We start from the raw sequence: 18,294 nt of genomic DNA, 5'->3' as shown, positions 1-18,294 counted from the left end.
TAGAACACAGTAAAGCGCAGCATTGTAGCGATCCGGCTAGCACGACGCAAATCAAGGCCGTTACCAGTCAAACAGTTTCTTGAAGAAACCACCGACTTGCTCAACCCCTTCTTTCACGCCTTTCTCAACGGTTTTCACGCCACGCTGCACTTGTTCAACCGGCTCAATCATACAACCTTCACGCAGATTATTGTTCGGATCCCACGTCGGCAGATACATGTTCCCCGTACAACTTTGCGCTAAGACGCCGCGTTGATCGCGGTAGTATTCAAAATCCACCACGTGCGATGGCACAGGCAACACCAAAGGCTCAGGATCACGGTGCTGTACATAATCGGTATACAAACGTAACGGGCCCGAAGAGCCTGTTAACTTCACCGCTTTGTTATCATCACGTCCCATCCAGATGGTCACCACTTCACGACCATCAACACCGACGTACCAGCTGTCACGTCCCTGATCCGAGGTACCGGTTTTCCCCGCTAAGCGTGAAGACGGTAAAACGGAATTCAAATAACGGCCTGTCCCTTCTGTCACCACTTTCTGCAGCGTAAACATGGTTAGCCATGCTGCTTGCGGCGACACCATTTCACTGGATGTCGGTAAGTGCTGATAAAGGATTTTGCCGTCTTTATCGACCACCGCGCTCAATGCGGTTAATTCACTGCGATTACCGCCATTAGCGATGGTCTGGTACATCTGCGTCACTTCCAGCGGCGTTAAGGTAAACGCCCCCAGTAACATAGACGGCAACTTAGGAATTTCATTTTCATTAATACCCAGTCGTCCCATGGTATCAATCACGGTATCCAGACCGACGGCCATCCCCAAGTTCACGGTTGGGATGTTGTAAGACTTGGCCAAGGCTCGGTACAGCGGTACTTCTCCCCGGTATTTACGGTCATAGTTACGCGGTGACCACTTCTCGCCGTTTTCACCACGAATCGTCAACGGTTGATCTTGTAAGCTGGTCGCCAATGAAAAACGTTCCGGCATTTCCAACGCAGCCAAATAAATAGCAGGCTTCACCACAGAGCCAATTTGACGCTTCGCATCCACGGCGCGGTTAAAACCGTCATAGCTTGGACGAGAGCCCCCCACAATGGCACGGATCTCACCGGTCATACGGTCTGCGACCACTACCGCCGTTTCCAGTTCGTTACCGGCTTTGGCTTCCAACGTCGGAATAACCTTCTTCACCGATTGCTCAACCATGGCCTGTGAACGCGGATCTAACGTGGTGAACAAACGCAGCCCCTGTCCGGCTTCATAACCACGGACTTTGTTCTCCACTTCGCGCTCTAATTGACCGAAGTAGGCGGGCTGACGGTTAGAGATTTGGCCTTTGGCTTGCAGACCCAAATCTTGCTTGATGGCTTTTTTGTAATCGAACTTATCCAGCGCGCCATTTTCCATCATGAGCTTTAACACCAAGTCACGACGGTGTTCAGCACGTTCAGGATAACGCCACGGATTGTAATAAGACGGGCCTTTCACTAAGCCCACAAGCAGTGCTTGCTGATCCACACGCAGTTCTGTCAACGGCAGACCGAAATAAAAGCGCGCACCCAGCTCAAAACCGTGTACTGCATCACGACCACTTTGCGCGAGATACACTTGGTTGAGATACGCATCTAGGATCTGATCTTTGCTATAGCGGTAATCAATGATCAGCGCCATGTACGCTTCGCGGAATTTTCGCCACAAACTGCGTTCACTGCTCAGGAACATATTCTTAGCAAGCTGCTGCGTCAGCGTACTGCCACCCTGTACCGTTTTACCGGCTTTCAGGTTAGCGATGAAGGCTCGAGCAATGGCTGTGGGTGAAATACCATCATGCTGGTAGAAATCACGGTCTTCTGTGGCAATGAGGGCATCGATAAGCGGCTGCGGCATTTCATCCATCGGACGGTAAATACGCTGCTCATCTGTTTTGGCTTCTAACATGCCGAGCATTTTCGGCTCGACACTGACATAGCCCAACTCTTTATTACTCTCAGCATCAATGATGCGCTTCACTTTCGAGTAATCAAATTGGGCGATAACATGACGGGCTTCTTGTGGCCCATCGCGGAATTCAAACGGACGGCGGATAAACTCCACCTTCAGACGACTGGTTGAATATTCACCGGGCTGGGTTGGTTTATTCACTTTGCGGTATTTGAGGACTTTCAGCTCGCTGATCAGATCTTCATAACGGATCATTGCCCCCGGCTGAAGCGTTAGCTCGCGCGCATACACCACCGAAGGCAATTGCCAAAGTTGACCTTCAAACTTATCGGTGATTTCCTGATTCAGATCGAAGCCCATTTTCGTCAGACCCGCCCCTGTGACCAGCACACCAATCAAACAGGTATATTTCACCCATTTGGGTACACGACGCTTTTTACGCGGTGTTTTCGCGGTGTCAGATGATGGCGTAGTGGTATGATTTTCCGCTACGTTAGCCTGTTTCTGCTCCGATTCATTCGGTGTGTGTTGCTTGCTCATAGTCACTCTTCATCACAAATTCGCGCCGACCATACCCCAAGCCCGTCAGTGTAATGTCAAAACCCTGTCAAAGCCGAGCCTGTCTCAAGCGGAATAATGACGAGTTACGCAACCTGCGAGGCAACTAACAAGCGCTAGCAATTTCATGCAAAATCACTCAGAATACGCGCCCTTGCAAACCAAAAGACAGAGTAACCATGGAACGCGATTATAGCCTTGAATGCCTGATGACCATGCCACGCCACGAACTGGAAGAGTTCAGTTTGCGCGTGATCAGCCGTATGGTGCCAGAAGAAGCCATGCAGGAACTGTTTACGTTTGAACAAGAAGAAGTCGACAGCGAAGATCGCATGAAGTCAGCGCAGTTTGACGCCATGTTACGCATGAATGCCATTGCACTGGGTGAAGTGAAAGCCGCTTTTGCCGAGTCAGACATGGCGAAGCAAAACACCGAGCGTATGACCCGTCTGATCTTGTGGCATTTCTACGCGATTTCTTTCAATCTGGAAGAAGCGGTCACCCTAGAGCAGCACTGTGAACAGGTAGAGAAAATCCTGCAAGATGCCCCAGGCGATGCTTTTGGTTGGGTGAAAGTGCTGACTGAATTGCTGCACACTTACGCAGAAATCAACGAAAAGAATCAAGCGCAATAATCTGAATCCTCAGAGACATGCCAGAAAAAACAGCCCGTTATCTTCATAACGGGCTGTTTTTTTATCACACGGCTTCTGCTTGCTTCACACTTAGCTCAACAGCGAGGCCTGATGTTTTTCAATCAGATCAGCCATAGCTTCTTCTGCCCGCTGCTGTACATGTTTAAGGCAATCTTCATGCCCCATCGCTTCCACCACCTCATAATAACACTTGAGTTTCGGCTCTGTCCCCGAAGGGCGAACCACCACGCGAGAAGCGTCATCAAGATGATAAATCAACACATCGCTGGACGGTAAATCAATGGTTTCTACCAAGCCGTCAGCATGGATACGTTGCGAGATCTTCAAATCATCGGTACGAACCACCGCACGTCCGGCAATGGCACTCGGCGGATTGGCACGTAGGGCATCACCAATCGGTGGCGACCCTGGTTGCAACGCAATGCTGCGCTGGGCATTAAGGTATAAACCATGTTCACGGTAAATAGCCTCGATGCGATCCCACACGGTTTTACCGCTGGCCGCTAATTCAGCGGTTAACTGGGCAAAGGCCACCAAGGCGGACAAGCCGTCTTTATCCCACACTGTACTGCCGACGGTGTACCCCAAAGCTTCCTCATAGGCGAAAATAAACGGTTGTTGTTCCGTCTGTTTTTCCATAGCGACATTGGTCAGCCATTTAAAACCGGTCAAAGTCTGAAAGTAATTGGCATCCACCGACTTGGCGATTTTCTCCAGCAAGCTGGAAGAAACAATTGTCGTGCCGACCATCGCCTCACTGGGTGTCACGCGCGACAGCAAATAATGTCCCAATAACACGCCGACCTGATCACCCGTCAGCATCTTATACTCACCCTCTTCCGTGCGTACAGCGACCGCAAAGCGATCGGCATCCGGATCATTGGCACAGGCTAACGTCGCATTATGTGCTTTGGCTTCTGCGATAACCATATCCATCGCCCCCGGCTCTTCCGGGTTCGGGAAGTTCACGGTCGGGAAGGTACCGTCCGGCTCTCGCTGTGCTTTTACACTGTAAACCTGCGTAAAACCGGCATCAGCCAGTAAGCCCTCAGACAAATTCGCCCCTACCCCGTGCATGGCCGTGTAGGCAATACTGACCGCCTCGGGGGCGGTGTGATTAGACAAAAACGGACTGTTATTCAGGGCTGAGCGATATTGATCATAGAACCCTTGTCCCAGTGGTGTGAGTAAGCCTAACGGCTCAATTTGTGACAAGGTGAGATCAGGTAAAGGCGCTTGTGCAGCAATGTCGATTTGCGCAGCAATACCGCTGTCATGCGGCGGAATGATTTGAGCGCCATTGCCCCAGTAGACTTTAAAACCGTTATAAGCCGGTGGGTTATGGCTGGCGGTGACGACTACACCCGCTGCGGTATTTAAGTGGCGCACCCCAAAAGCGACAACCGGTGTCGGCGCGACAGTTTCTGTCAGGTAAACATGAATACCGAGCGAGCCCAGCATCACGGCAGTATCGGTCGCGAATTGTTTGGAGTCAGGACGACCATCATAACCGATCACGACCCCTTTGGCGGCAGCGTCTGGCACTTGTTGTAATAGATAGGTGCCCAGCCCCAGCGCGGTTTCCTGAATCACTAACCGGTTCATACGGTTAGGACCGGCACCCACAATGCCTCTTAATCCAGCGGTACCAAACGCCAGGCGAGAGGAAAAGCGATCATCAATCGCCGCCTGTTCATTTGCATCAATCAGTTGTTGCAGTTCTTCTCGTGTAGTGGGGTCTGGATCACGAGCCATCCATGTCGATACATTATTCATTGAAGGTGAACCCTAGGTTAACACAATGCATTGAGTATAGACTCCCACCTCCGAATGCAAAGTACCAGCCCAGAGCAGAAAGATACCCCCTTTCTGGCTGGCCTTATTCCTTTACAGCTGTGTCTGTATATCGCCTTATGCCCCCGTTAAATTCAACGCAAAAAAAATCCAGCCCGAGGGCTGGATTTCTCAATGTGCTTGCGCGTTATGAAGGATTAATCTTCAAAACGTGGCTTGCGTTCACGACGTGGAGCGCCGTTGCTGTGGTTGCGTTCGCCACGGAAGCTACCACGGTTATCGCCGCCACGGTTGCGGTCGAAACGACGCTCGCCATCACGACGGCCGTTACCACCTTCACGGTTGCCACGGAAGCCACCACGGTTACCATCACGGTTGCCATCGCGGTTACCGCCACGGTTGCCGCCACGGTGTTCACGTAGCACTTCACCTTCAACAACAACTGCTTTCACTTCGTTCTGACGAATACGTAGTTTCTTAAGCTGTGCTGCTACTTCTGCAGTCATCTTCTTAGGAAGCTGAACGTAAGTGTGCTCAGGAGCCAGTTTGATTGCACCGATGAACTCTTTGCTTAGGCCAAGTTCGTTTGCGATTGCGCCAACGATGTCTTTAACCTGAACACCTTGCTCACGGCCAACCTGTAGCTGGTAAGTATCCCAGTCAGCGTTGTTGTAAGTGCGACGCTCGCCACGCTCACGACGGTCACCACGCTCGCCACGTTCACCGCGATCATCACGACGACGGTCACGACGCTGTGCTTCACGCTCGATAGCAGCAACCATTGGGTCCGGACCTTTGTAGAACAAAGGACGATTGCCTTGCTGACGCTTCAGTAGCATTGCTGCTAGTGTTGCTGCGTCAACTTCGATGGTTTCTTGTAGCTTTTCAACTAGCTCAACAAACGCTTCTAGGCTTGATTCTTCTTTCTGTGCTTCAAGCTCCTGACCTAGACGGTTCAGACGTGCTTCAGCAACAGCATCACGTAGAGGAAGTTGGATTTCTTCCATGCGTGATTTCGTTACGCGCTCGATAGTGCGTAGCATACGGATTTGGTTAGTACGAACTAGAAGGATAGCTTTACCTTCACGTCCTGCACGACCTGTACGACCGATACGGTGGATGTAAGATTCTACATCGAACGGAATGTCGTAGTTGAATACGTGTGTGATACGTGGCACATCAAGACCACGAGCAACAACGTCAGTTGCAACTAGGATATCAATCACACCACGCTTGATGTGTTCAACAGTACGCTCACGTAGAGACTGAGGGATATCACCGTGCAGTGCAGCAGCTTTGAAGCCACGTGCAGATAGCCAGTCAGCTAGACGCTCGGTATCTTGACGAGTACGTACGAATACGATTGACGCGTCAGTGTTTTCAGTTTCAAGAAGACGCATCATTGCTTCGTCTTTCTCTACGCCTTTAACAACCCAGAACTGCTGCTCAACCTGTGCAACGGTACGGTTTTCACCAGCAACGTCGATACGCGCAGGTTCACGTAGGAAACGGTCAACGATTTCTTTAACCATTGGAGGCATAGTCGCAGAGAAAAGCACGCGCTGTGCAGTTTCTGGCGCTTGTTCCATGATCCAAGTTACATCGTCAACGAAGCCCATTTTTAGCATTTCGTCAGCTTCATCAAGTACAAACGTGTGTACTTCATCAAGGTGTAGACGATCACGAGTGATCAAGTCTTTAACACGACCAGGTGTACCTACAACGATGTGTGCGCCAGATTTAAGAGCACGCATCTGATCAACGATAGAAGCACCACCGTAGATTTCTAGTACCTTCAGACCTTTAACGTTCTGACCTAGTGTCTTGATTTCAGCAGCTACCTGGATAGCAAGCTCACGTGTTGGTGCCATTACGATGGCTTGTGGCTTATGCTGGTTCAGATCAAGCTTGTTAAGCAGTGGCAGAGAGAATGCCGCTGTTTTACCTGTACCTGTTTGTGCTTTACCTAGCGCATCGGTACCGGTCAATAGAAGAGGAATTGACGCCGCCTGAATAGGAGTCGGCGCAACGAAGCCCATTGAGTCAAGTGCGGATAGTAGTGTGTCGGCCAGATCTAACTGGCGAAATTCTGTAACAGATTCTTGCATTGGGATCCCAATAAATAATCTAACGTAAAACGGGGCCCCTCGGCTATAAAAGGTTCTGCAACAGCAACCACAAGCTTGGGCCTCGACGATAAGGCGCGCATTGTGCGCCATTACTCGATAAAAAGCCAGAAAAAATTGAGCGAGGTCACAAATTAACTGTCAAGAACCCATAATTTATACAATGCGTACAACAGCACAGCTATTCTCTGTCGGTTACGCAACCATTCTTGATTTTTCTTACCTTTATCCTACGCAATTCTCCACGCGCTCATCATGCTGAAGCACACCATTATATTGGTACAACTGATTGCGCCCTTGTTTTTTCGCCCGATAAAGCGCTTTATCTGCGCCATCTAGCAAACACATCACTTCCATATCAGCGGTTGGCTGCTGACTGCAACAACCTATACTTACCGTTACCACACCAAATTCACTTTGCCCGTGGCTAATCATCAGATTTCTCACTGCTTTAAGCATGCGATGACTGATCGCCTTTACCACATCCACAGACTGAGAGGGGATCAAACACGTAAACTCCTCTCCCCCAAAACGGCTGAGTACCGCATTAGGGTATGGCTTCACTATCACCTCGAGGGCACTGGCAATTTTTTTCAGGCAGTTATCCCCTTCTAAATGCCCATATTGATCGTTGTAACGTTTGAAGTGATCCACATCGAGCATCAACATGTGCAAAGGACTTCCCTGCGCCACGGCTTGCTCCCAGTAACGCTTTAATGCCATATCGAAAAAACGGCGGTTTGCAATACCGGTCAAACCATCCTGCATCGACCATTGCGCTAATTGTTGGTTCGCTTCCTCTAAGGCTTCGTTGGCCTGAACCAAGGCTTTAGTGCGTTCATTCACTCGCGCTTCCAACTCGAGATTAAGTTGCTTCAACATTTCATGGTTCCGACGAATCACAATCTGCTGGCCCAGTGCCGCCCCGAACAGTTTCAGGATCTCTTTTTGGTGTTCCGTCAAAATGCGTTGATTGATCAGGTTATCGGCCGCCACCCAACCAATACAGTTATCGCCGTTCCACATTGCAATCATGGCATTCCAACCCACCCCGACTTGGTCTTTACCAAAATACAGCGGCGCATTTTCTTTGACGACAACGTGATCTTTACGACTTAACGCTTCATTGACTAGTGGGTGATCAGGAATCGCACTGCTAAATTCCGTACGGGAGACCAGGTTACCCTGCGGGTCGGTCCCAAAGGTGCCGCGCATTTCATTTTTTTCAAAATCGGTCAGGAATATCGCCATACGGTCAATGGCCAAATATTCACGTCCTAACTGCACCGCATCCCGATACAATTGCTCCAGATTACTGGCTTTTGACAATGTGAGTGTCACTCTGTGCAAATTCTGCAATAAAGACAGGTACTGGGTGATCGAATGATTACGCACTTCCAATTCTGCTTCGACACTGCGGCGAGTGAGATGGTGCGTCAACACTTCTTGTTGTAATAAGCGGGCACTTAAATCGGAGGCAATGAGGATCAGTAATGACTCCACCATCTTTTGTTGAACATCGAACGGTTCAGGCGTCATGGTTTCTGCATATAAAAAGCCCACCTGACGATAATGCGTATGAATAGGCAGAATTAAGCGGGATAAACCACGCTCTGGCTTATCCCAAATCGCGGTATAGCAGCGACTATCAATGATCCGTGCGGATTTACCATCGTGCTTGACCTGATTAAAGTAAACCAAAGGGACATCATTAAAGTCATGCTGCGGTAATGGCTCCGGGTAAAAATGGAATTGGTCATCAAACCAACTGGCCATGACCTGGCTTTCCCCTTCATGTTCAATCAGAAAGGTAATATTGGTCAGTTGCAACGTTTGCTGCAACGTCGATAACAGGCAAAAGCACCAACGTTCCATGTTAGCTTTTCTCGCCAATTGATTCGCCAACTGCGAGAGCGCCTTATTCTTTTTCATAACCATCCTAGCCATGCCTACATTCAGCCGCGTTCACTACCGAGAGGGTGAGCATGAGGCTGTCTACTGTGTGGTATACCGATGATGAACCCATCACCATAAATGTATTTTTTATATGCAGAAGAATGTTTTATAAAGGATTCCGGCGAAGAATGAAAAACAGATTATCCATTCTTTGATCAAGGTATTAGGCTTTTGACATTCTGTGTGCCAAAACAGGACGATTTGCATTTAATTTCATACTTTCATCAACATTCCCTGACCCAGCTTTTCGCGATTACCTCGTGATAAGGGCGATAACGGCTTTCCTTTATGGGATAAACTTGGTTTTACGGTCTGAAAACTTTATAGTGTCCGAGTTAACAACCTGAGACCGGGCATAATGTTTCAAGATAATCCTTTACTAGCACAGCTGAAAAAACAAATTCAGGAAACCCTGCCGAAAAAAGAAGGCACCATCAAAGCGACTGACCGTGGCTTTGGTTTTCTGGAAATTGATAACAAAGATAGCATCTTCATTCCGCCTAACTATATGAAAAACGTGATGCACGGTGACCGTGTTATGGCCGTTATTCGTACAGAGAAAGAGCGTGAAGTGGCTGAGCCGCAAGAACTGATTGAGCAGTATCTGAATCGCTTCATCGGTCGCGTAAAACTGATCCGTGATCGCCTGCACGTCGTGCCTGATCACCCGCAACTGAAAGATGCGATCAAAGCGCGCCCAGTTAAAGGATTGAACCCGGAATTGCTGAAAGAAGGCGATTGGGTTGTTGCGATGATGACCCGTCACCCATTGGTGGGCGACAACAAAACGTTCTTCTGCGAAATCAAAGAAAAAATCACTGACAGCAATGACAAAATTGCACCGTGGTGGGTAACGCTGGCACGTCACGATCTGCCAAACGCCGAGCCTGCACCACAGGAAAGCTGGTCAATGCTGGATGAAGGTCTGGAGCGTGAAGATCTGACTGATCTGCCTTTCATTACTATCGATGGTGAGTCCACCAAAGATATGGATGATGCGCTATATACCATCGCCAAAGAAGACGGCAGCTTTGAAATCACGATTGCGATTGCCGATCCAACCTCTTACATCGCTGTGGGCGATAAGATGGATGACGAAGCGCGTCAGCGTGGTTTCACTATCTACCTGCCAGGCCGTAACATTCCGATGTTGCCACGTGAACTGAGTGATGAGCTATGTTCACTACTGGAAGATGAAAAGCGTCCAACTATCTGCTGTCGCGTGACCGTGGATGCAGACGGCGTGATTCAGGATGACATCCACTTCTTCGCGGCATGGATCAAGTCACAAGGCCGTTTGTCTTACGACAACGTATCTGATCTGCTTGAGAAAGGTGAATGTGAAGGCTGGGCACCGAATGCCGTTATCGCTGAACAAATTCACGCGCTGCACAAGTTTGCTAACGCACGCAGTGCATGGCGTGCAAACAACGCTGTCGTATTCCCTGACCGTCCAGACTACCGCTTTGAACTGAGCGAAGACAACGACGTGATCGCAATTCACACTGATCCACGTCGCACTGCGAACCGCATGATCGAAGAAGCCATGATCACCGCGAACATCTGTGCGGGTCGTGCGCTACGTGACAAATTCGGTTTGGGTGTTTTCAACTACCACAACGGCTTTAATCCGGAAAAACTGGATACCGCAATGGAGTTCCTGACCAATGCTGAAGCACCGTTCGAGAAAGAACAACTGCTGACATTGGAAGGCTTCAGTGCCCTACGCCGTTGGTTGAACGCACAAGACAGCACGTACCTAGACAACCGTCTACGTAAATTCCAGGCATACAGTGAAGTGGGCAATACGCCAGCACCACACTACGCGATGGGCTTGGACGTGTATGCAACATGGACATCACCAATCCGTAAATACGGTGACATGATCAACCACCGTTTGCTTAAAGCGTTGATTTCCGGTCAGGAACCGTCACAAACACCGGATGACACAGTAGGCGAAGAAATTGCCCTGCACCGTCGTAATCACCGCATGGCTGAGCGTGATGTGGCTGACTGGTTGTACGTACGTCTGTTCAAGAATGCCGTGAAAGAAGAAACCGTCTTCACCGCTGAGATCTTTGACATCAACCGTGCAGGTATGCGCGTACGCCTACTGGAAAACGGCGCAGCTGCGTTTATTCCGGCACCATTGATTCTGGATAACAAAGCACGCATCGAATGTAACGGTGAGCTGGGTATGATCAACATCGACAAGGTGAAAGAATACCAGCTAGGTGATCAGTTTGAAGTGAAGCTGGCTGAAGTACGCGCCGCGACACGTCAGCTTGTGGCTAAACCGGTTAAGCAATTCCCTGACTTAACGGCAGAAGCACCCGCAGAAGCGACTGAAACCAACAGCGAAGCACCTGAAAAAGCGTAATCGCTCGTTTTACGGTACAATTCAAGGGTCAGCGCAAGCTGGCCCTTTTTATTAGGAGAGTCAAAGTCTACGCACGATTCTCCATCCACCCCACTCATCGGCTACCCCTATAACAATCATTCAAGTAGCCTGTGATAACAATAAGATAAGTCAGCATGTCAACAGCATCCCAACCGCTCCAACTTGAAACCATTGAACAAGAGGTTCAACAATGGTTAGTGAATGTGGTCATCGGCCTCAATTTATGTCCGTTTGCCGCCAAGCCGAATCGCAACAAACAAATTCGTATCGCGATTGAAGACAATGATTCTGAAGATGTCCTGCTAGAGCGCATCTATCAGGAACTCAAACGCCTTGATGAAACCCCCGTCGAAACATTAGAAACCACCTTGGTGGTGGCCCCACAGTTGTTCTCTGCCTTTGAAGACTACAACCAGTTTCTCGACCTCGTTGATGCGCTGATTTTTCAGTGTGGCTACGAAGGCACGTACCAAATCGCCACCTTCCACCCAGACTATTGTTTCCACGGTACTCACCCTGATGACGCAGAGAACCTGACAAACAAAGCCCCTTACCCGATTTTCCATCTTATTCGCGAAGAGAGCATGGAAAAGGTACTCAAGCATTACCCTGATCCTGAAGGGATCCCAGAGCGTAATATCGCCCGCGTCGAGGCACTTACCGAAGAAGAAGTACACGCACTTTTTCCGTTTTTAAATAAGCGCTAATCCATTACCAGGCAGTGAAATCCTTTTCACTGCGCATAAAAAAACCCGAACATTTACGTTCGGGTTTCGTTACTAAATACCTACCTTCGCAAAGAAGAGTAAGCCAGCTATGCAGCAACGCCAATTGTTGAGCTTAGTGATACTTAACCGATCGGCGGCCAAACCAACGCTAAGTGCTAAACTCGGGAGTGCTTATCCAAGTGAGAAGATAAGCCTTTTTTATAATTCTTAATACTGATTAAGCATTATATTATCAGTGTATACCAAGCAGGGGAATAAAAATAATTATTTTCCGCCTACTTTTCACTGGTTATAAAACAAGCAGCGAGCTATAACCAAACCATTAATTGCTGCTTATTCTTCATTTTTGTCAAATATAAATCCCATTCATTTCATTAATATGAAGGATGCGCGATGATTGATATTAACCCTCTAATTTATCAGTGTTTTTACCAATCACTCCGCCCAATCCACCCTATTTATGACGACTAAAATGGAATTTTGTTTTATTTTACGCAATAAAAAAAGAGCATGTATTAAACATGCTCTTTTCTCTTTTATCAATATAAGGAGGTATTAGCCTTTTACGCCACCAGCCGTCAAACCACCGACCAAGAATTTCTGTGCCAGTAAGAACACAGCCGTAATTGGAATGGCTGACAATACTGCCGCAGCGGCAAAGTCGCCCCACAAGTAGTTCTGTGGATATAAATATTGCTGCATACCCACCGCCAGGGTGTAATTATTAACATCTGTCAGTAACAAAGAGGCCACTGGCACTTCGGTCACCACACCGATGAACGACAGAATAAATACAACCGCAAGGATCGGCACAGACAATGGCAGTAATACCAGACGGAACGCTTGCCATGGTGTCGCGCCATCCAGCGCAGCCGCTTCTTCCAATGAACTGTCAATGGTTTCAAAGTACCCTTTGATGGTCCACACGTGCAGAGCAATACCGCCAAGGTAAGAGAAAATCAAACCGCCATGTGTGTTCAAGCCAAGGAACGGGATGTACTGACCCAAACGGTCAAACACCGCATACAACGCCACCAGACCCAACACTGCAGGGAACATCTGGAAAATCATCATGCCCTTTAGGATCGTGCTCTTGCCTTTAAAACGCAGACGGGCAAACGCATACGCACTGGTCGTTGATAGCGCCACAATAATCACAGAGGTGATACCCGCTACCTTCACGGTGTTCCATAGCCACAACAATACCGGGAACGGAGGTGGTGTTACAGAGCCGTCGCTGTTAGTCACAGACATACCCAACGCCAAACGCCAGTGATCTAACGTTGGATTACTTGGAATCAATTCACCGCTTGCAAAGTTACCTTCACGCAGAGAGATCGCGATAACCATCAATAATGGGAAGACCATCGCCGCAATAAACACACACAATCCAATGTGGGTCGCCCAGACTCTGTATTTTAAGGATTTTGGTTGAACCATTGCCATGACTATACTCCTTAGTCCTGCTCAAGCTTTGTATTGGTAAATTTCAGGTTAAGCAATGCCATGCCGCTGACCAGAACGAAAATCACAGTCGCAATCGCACCTGCCAGACCGAAGTCCTGACCACCGCCCCCTTCAAACGCGATACGGTAGGTGTAGCTCACCAACAAGTCGGTGTAACCCGCAGGCTCTGAGGTGCCCACCATGTTTGGACCGCCTGAGGTCAATAGCTGAATCATCACGAAGTTGTTGAAGTTAAACGCGAAGCTGGCAATCAGTAGCGGCGTCAGCGGTTTAATCAACATCGGTACAGTGATTTTGAAGAAGTTTTGAATCGGACCGGCACCATCAATGGCTGAGGCTTCGTACAAATCTTCTGGAATCGATTTCAGCAAGCCCATACACAGAATCATCATGTAAGGGAAGCCCAGCCAGGTGTTCACAATCACCACCATGACACGCGCCATCACTGGATCAGAGAACCAAGATGGTTTAATCCCGAACATGGCTTCCAGCAGCATGTTGATTTCACCAAAGCTTTGGTTAAACAGGCCTTTGAAAATCAGAATCGAAATAAATGAAGGAACGGCATAAGGCAAAATCAGTAACAAACGGTAAATACCACTGCCCTTTAGCGGTTCCCACTGCACGATACACGCCAGTACCATGCCCAATGCCAGTGTCAGCGTCACCGCCAAGAAGGCAAAAACAATGGTCCACACAAAGATACCGAAGAAAGGTTCTTTAATGCCATCATCCGTCAGTACGCGCTCAAAGTTAGCCGTACCCACACCGACCACAAATCCTGGTGAGATTGGCTTATCGACAAATTCACCGTTAGCGTCAACAGGCTGGTAGTAACCAATCTCCATGTTTGGCTTGTAGAACTGCTCAGTTTGATTGTTGAGCAAGGTCAAACCGTCTTCTTGCAAGGTAAACAGCGGAGACTCAGCCGCAAACTTGCGCAGACCACTCATACGAATGTCGTTACCGTTTGGCATCGCCAATTCAACCTGATTCAACGCCGTACGGTTTTGAATAATGGTTTTGATGGTCGCTTTCTTGCCTTCCACACCGGTTACGGTATGCAGTGTCATGGCCTCATCAAACGGATTAGCAATATCAAACACGTCCGTCGCCAACAATTGACCGTCGTCTTTAATCACTAACTGATGGCCATTGGCCACTTGGTAGAGATCAAAGCCGTAACTTTTGCCAGACAAGAAGGTGCGCTGCTGCAATACGCTTTGCGTACGCTCAATCGATAACTGATTGGATGCGCTGTAGTTAGTGAAGGCCAACCCCACGGTATAAATCAGCGGGAAAATAACAAACACCACCATCCCGGCAATACCCGGATAAATATAACGGTGGGCGTACGTTTTTTTGCTGCCAAATATATACAGGGCCAACGCGGTGAGGAAAACGGTCAGCAAGGCAAAAGGTATTTCACCCTGCGCATACATCAGCACAGTCGCATAGCCGTTAACAGCCCCGATCATGCCTAATAATGACCATTTCAGCCACTGACGATAATTAAAGGTTGAGGTGGTTTTTGGGTCTTCCAAAAACTCTGCACCTTGAACTGACTGCATCTCAGCTCCTTGCTCGCAAAAGGAAAGTTTATTTAGGGAGAGATCCCTCTCCCCAAGACGGAATTATTTTAAAAGGTGAGCTGCTGCGCCATTTTGCGCGTCTTCTACACTTTGACGACCATCAACAATATTCTGAATCGCATTACCTTGCGCATACCAGAATGCTGTCATCTGCGGAACGTTTGGCATAATTTCACCATTCATGGCGTTATCCATGGTGGCGGCAATACGTTCATCACTTTCCAAAATGGTCTGGAATGATTTCAATGCCACTGCCCCTAGCGGTTTATCAGCATCGACTTTTTCCAGTCCTTCATTGGTTAGCAGATAATTTTCAATGAACTCCACCGCTAAATCTTTATTCGGTGAAGCTGCACTGATACCAGCAGTTAATACGCCCACAAACGGTTTAGAAGGATTGCCATTCAATTTCGGCAGTAACGTAACGCCGTAATTGATACCAGACTTGTCGATGTTATTCCATGACCATGGGCCATTGATGGTTAACGCCACGTTGCCTTTGTTGAACTCGGACTCAGAGATGCTGTAGTCCATGTCTGCCGAAATCACTTTCTGATCCACCAGCGACTTCACAAAACGCATACCGTTTTTCGCACCGCTGTTATTCAGGCCAACGTCTTTGACATCGTAGCCATCAGCGGTAAAGCGGAACGCGTAACCCCCATCTGCAGTGATAATTGGCCAGGTGAAAAACGGCTCACGCACGTTCCACATAATGGCTTTCTTACCTTGCTGTTGAAGGCTCTTATCAAGCGCAGCGACGTCTTCCCAGTTTTTCGGCGGTTTGGCAACCAAGTCTTTGTTATAAATGAGAGAAAGTGATTCCACAGCGATAGGGTAACCGACTAATTTGCCGTCGTACGTCACCGCATTCCAAGCAAAGTCGATGATTTTGCTTTTCATTTCCTGACTTGGGTGCACTTCTGCCACCAAGCCAGATTTCGCATAACCCCCAAAACGGTCATGGCCCCAGAACACAATGTCTGGTCCATCACCGGCAGCTGCCACTTGTTGGAAACGATCGGCCAGGTTATCAGGAAACGCGACTGTTACTTTCACACCCGTATCTGCTTCAAACTGCTTCCCGACTTCTGCCAAGCCGTTGTATCCCTTATCACCATTGATCCAAATGGTCAGTTGGCCTTCTTCAATGGCAGCATGTGCATTCACAGAACCCAGTGCCGCAAGGGTACAAAATGCAACGGTGCTGAGGACTTTCTTCATTATTAACATCCTTAATGATTGTTATGTGAGCGTGCTACAGAATACGGCTATAGCACTACTTGCATGGTCTATAATCCATTAGTCATAGGTATAAGGCATCATCCTGCCCCCTACGCCCCCTGCCACCAAGAAACAAAAGCGTGATCTTCGTCGTTTTCAGTAGTGACACAGATCTAATTCCGATGCGTGATTGTGATACGCTGCACATATTACTGAGAATAAAAATTGCGTTCAGCTCTGAGACCTACAAAGTGTGATCTAAGTACTCATCCCCCCCTCATCCCCCCAATTAATTTCGCATTAGGAGGATGTTTCTCTGGCATACCTTTGTAAAAATACAACCATACCCATTGGGTAGTTGAAGATGCACTTGCTTAGGCTGGTTGTCACTTTCACAGTAACCACTTCGTTTTGATAATCGTGCCGTCTTATTTTCGGGGAAGTAAATAAGACAGCGTTGATCAGGTAGCGCGGTTTTATTTCCTACTCCGTCGCTACCCTTTTTTTACCCACGCCGTAAACAAACGGTAAATAAGAGGTAAAAAGGCAGTGCGTTACCCCAAGCAAATAACAACAGCTTATATACAGTTGCTGATAGCGCATTACGTCGCACAGGGTATCTGGGAAAAATTCTTTACCCGCAAGGTCATGCATGAATATCATGCGCCTTGCAGGCAACAATAAACTGAGAGGATAGGCTCGATGACGAGTGTCACTTTACGAAATGTATGTAAAGCATATGGAGATAACCTGATTTCCAAAAACGTTGATCTCGATATTGCAGAAGGCGAATTCGTTGTTTTCGTCGGCCCATCAGGCTGTGGTAAATCAACGCTGCTACGCTGTATCGCGGGTTTGGAAGACATCACATCAGGCGACTTGTTCATCGGCGACCAACGCATGAATGACGTGCCCCCTTCTGAACGAGGGGTCGGCATGGTGTTCCAATCTTACGCCCTTTACCCGCATCTCAACTTGTTCGATAACATGTCTTTCGGCATGAAGCTGGCAAAAGCAGACAAAGGGGAAATCAAACGCCGTGTTGATCACGCTGCAGACATCCTACAGCTTGGTCACTTACTGGAGCGTAAACCCAAAGCACTATCAGGCGGTCAGCGCCAGCGTGTCGCTATCGGCCGTACGCTGGTTTCTCAGCCAAACGTCTTCTTGTTAGATGAACCGCTCTCTAACCTTGATGCAGCACTGCGTGTTCAAATGCGTATTGAAATTGCCAAACTGCACAAGCAATTAGGCTGCACCATGATCTACGTGACGCACGATCAGATCGAAGCGATGACCATGGCACAAAAGATCGTTGTACTTGATGGCGGTTACGTGTCTCAGGTCGGTAAGCCTCTGGAGCTGTACCACTACCCACAAAACCGTTTTGTGGCAGGCTTCATCGGTTCACCAAAGATGAACTTCATGAGCGTGTTCATTGAGGAAGTCGAAGCAGAACGCGTGATGGTGCAGCTGGCCGATGGCAACAGCTTCTGGATCCCAGTCGATGGCACTTCTGTCACCAAAGGCGACCGCATGTCTCTGGGTATTCGCCCTGAGCACTTGGTACCGTGTTCTGAAGGTGAAGCGTGCATCGAAGGCACTATTCAAGTGGTTGAAAAGCTGGGTTACGAAACACAAGCGTACATCAACCTGGATCACATGGATGCGGACTTCATTTACCGCCGTCCAGACACCCTAGACGTAGAAGCAGGCGACAAGTTCAAAGTGGGCATTCCCGCGCACCGCTGTCACTTGTTCCACAGCAATGGTCAGGCGTGTCGCCGTTTGTACCAAGAGCCAGGTGTATAACGTCGGCAATACGACTCACAACCTTTCCCC

11 protein-coding genes are annotated in these 18,294 nt (G+C 48.5%); 4 read left to right on the top strand and 7 right to left on the bottom strand.

Annotated elements, in window-relative coordinates; genetic code table 11:
- Nucleotides 1-60: 60 nt before the first annotated feature.
- Complete coding sequence (gene mrcB / locus ABT58_RS04875; protein ID WP_047873221.1) at nt 61-2,490, bottom strand: penicillin-binding protein 1B; 2,430 nt, start codon at nt 2,488-2,490, stop codon at nt 61-63.
- Between the two features lie 197 nt (nt 2,491-2,687).
- On the opposite strand from mrcB, the gene ABT58_RS04870 reads away from it, so the two are divergent.
- On the top strand, nt 2,688-3,143 hold the full coding sequence (locus ABT58_RS04870; protein WP_047873220.1) for a hypothetical protein: 456 nt from the start codon (nt 2,688-2,690) through the stop codon (nt 3,141-3,143).
- 90 nt (nt 3,144-3,233) lie between these two features.
- On the opposite strand, the gene ABT58_RS04865 is transcribed toward ABT58_RS04870, so the two are convergent.
- From ABT58_RS04865 to ABT58_RS04855, 3 genes are all read right to left on the bottom strand, one after another.
- Nucleotides 3,234-4,940, bottom strand: coding sequence for a phospho-sugar mutase (locus tag ABT58_RS04865; RefSeq protein ID WP_047873219.1), 1,707 nt, complete (start codon nt 4,938-4,940; stop codon nt 3,234-3,236).
- Nucleotides 4,941-5,155: 215 nt separating this feature from the next.
- Nucleotides 5,156-7,066: a DEAD/DEAH box helicase gene (locus ABT58_RS04860; protein ID WP_047873218.1), complete on the bottom strand. Its 1,911-nt coding sequence runs from the start codon at nt 7,064-7,066 to the stop codon at nt 5,156-5,158.
- A 243-nt stretch (nt 7,067-7,309) separates the two neighbouring features.
- Nucleotides 7,310-9,016: a GGDEF domain-containing protein gene (locus tag ABT58_RS04855; protein WP_053062971.1), complete on the bottom strand. Its 1,707-nt coding sequence runs from the start codon at nt 9,014-9,016 to the stop codon at nt 7,310-7,312.
- Between the two features lie 382 nt (nt 9,017-9,398).
- Between ABT58_RS04855 and ABT58_RS04850 the strand changes: the two genes are divergently transcribed.
- A complete protein-coding gene (locus tag ABT58_RS04850) occupies nt 9,399-11,420 on the top strand; it encodes an exoribonuclease II (RefSeq protein ID WP_047873217.1) in 2,022 nt (673 codons plus the stop codon).
- A gap of 155 nt (nt 11,421-11,575) precedes the next feature.
- Nucleotides 11,576-12,148: a DUF1415 domain-containing protein gene (locus ABT58_RS04845; RefSeq protein ID WP_047873216.1), complete on the top strand. Its 573-nt coding sequence runs from the start codon at nt 11,576-11,578 to the stop codon at nt 12,146-12,148.
- Nucleotides 12,149-12,724: 576 nt separating this feature from the next.
- Here the strand turns inward: ABT58_RS04845 and malG are convergent.
- From malG to malE, 3 genes are all read right to left on the bottom strand, one after another.
- Entirely contained in the window at nt 12,725-13,615 is an 891-nt protein-coding gene (malG, locus tag ABT58_RS04840) for a maltose ABC transporter permease MalG (RefSeq protein ID WP_047873215.1), read from the bottom strand.
- 11 nt (nt 13,616-13,626) lie between these two features.
- On the bottom strand, nt 13,627-15,207 hold the full coding sequence (gene malF, locus ABT58_RS04835; protein WP_047873214.1) for a maltose ABC transporter permease MalF: 1,581 nt from the start codon (nt 15,205-15,207) through the stop codon (nt 13,627-13,629).
- Nucleotides 15,208-15,270: 63 nt separating this feature from the next.
- A complete protein-coding gene (malE, locus tag ABT58_RS04830) occupies nt 15,271-16,452 on the bottom strand; it encodes a maltose/maltodextrin ABC transporter substrate-binding protein MalE (RefSeq protein WP_047873213.1) in 1,182 nt (393 codons plus the stop codon).
- 702 nt (nt 16,453-17,154) lie between these two features.
- On the opposite strand from malE, the gene malK reads away from it, so the two are divergent.
- On the top strand, nt 17,155-18,264 hold the full coding sequence (gene malK, locus ABT58_RS04825) for a maltose/maltodextrin ABC transporter ATP-binding protein MalK (RefSeq protein ID WP_047873212.1): 1,110 nt from the start codon (nt 17,155-17,157) through the stop codon (nt 18,262-18,264).
- The last annotated feature ends 30 nt before the right edge of the window (nt 18,265-18,294 follow it).

Source organism: Photobacterium aphoticum (genome assembly GCF_001029435.1).
Lineage (GTDB): Bacteria > Pseudomonadota > Gammaproteobacteria > Enterobacterales > Vibrionaceae > Photobacterium > Photobacterium aphoticum.
The sequence above is the reverse complement of the archived record's forward strand: the minus strand, read 5'-3'. Positions and strand labels throughout refer to the sequence as shown.

Bases quoted from the DNA above. Each gene is read 5' to 3' on its own strand.
- mrcB (WP_047873221.1), bottom strand. From the start codon at position 2,490: ATGAGCAAGCAACACACACCGAATGAATCGGAGCAGAAACAGGCTAAC.
- ABT58_RS04870 (WP_047873220.1), top strand. From the start codon at position 2,688: ATGGAACGCGATTATAGCCTTGAATGCCTGATGACCATGCCACGCCAC.
- ABT58_RS04865 (WP_047873219.1), bottom strand. From the start codon at position 4,940: ATGAATAATGTATCGACATGGATGGCTCGTGATCCAGACCCCACTACA.
- ABT58_RS04860 (WP_047873218.1), bottom strand. From the start codon at position 7,066: ATGCAAGAATCTGTTACAGAATTTCGCCAGTTAGATCTGGCCGACACA.
- ABT58_RS04855 (WP_053062971.1), bottom strand. From the start codon at position 9,016: ATGAAAAAGAATAAGGCGCTCTCGCAGTTGGCGAATCAATTGGCGAGA.
- ABT58_RS04850 (WP_047873217.1), top strand. From the start codon at position 9,399: ATGTTTCAAGATAATCCTTTACTAGCACAGCTGAAAAAACAAATTCAG.
- ABT58_RS04845 (WP_047873216.1), top strand. From the start codon at position 11,576: ATGTCAACAGCATCCCAACCGCTCCAACTTGAAACCATTGAACAAGAG.
- malG (WP_047873215.1), bottom strand. From the start codon at position 13,615: ATGGCAATGGTTCAACCAAAATCCTTAAAATACAGAGTCTGGGCGACC.
- malF (WP_047873214.1), bottom strand. From the start codon at position 15,207: ATGCAGTCAGTTCAAGGTGCAGAGTTTTTGGAAGACCCAAAAACCACC.
- malE (WP_047873213.1), bottom strand. From the start codon at position 16,452: ATGAAGAAAGTCCTCAGCACCGTTGCATTTTGTACCCTTGCGGCACTG.
- malK (WP_047873212.1), top strand. From the start codon at position 17,155: ATGACGAGTGTCACTTTACGAAATGTATGTAAAGCATATGGAGATAAC.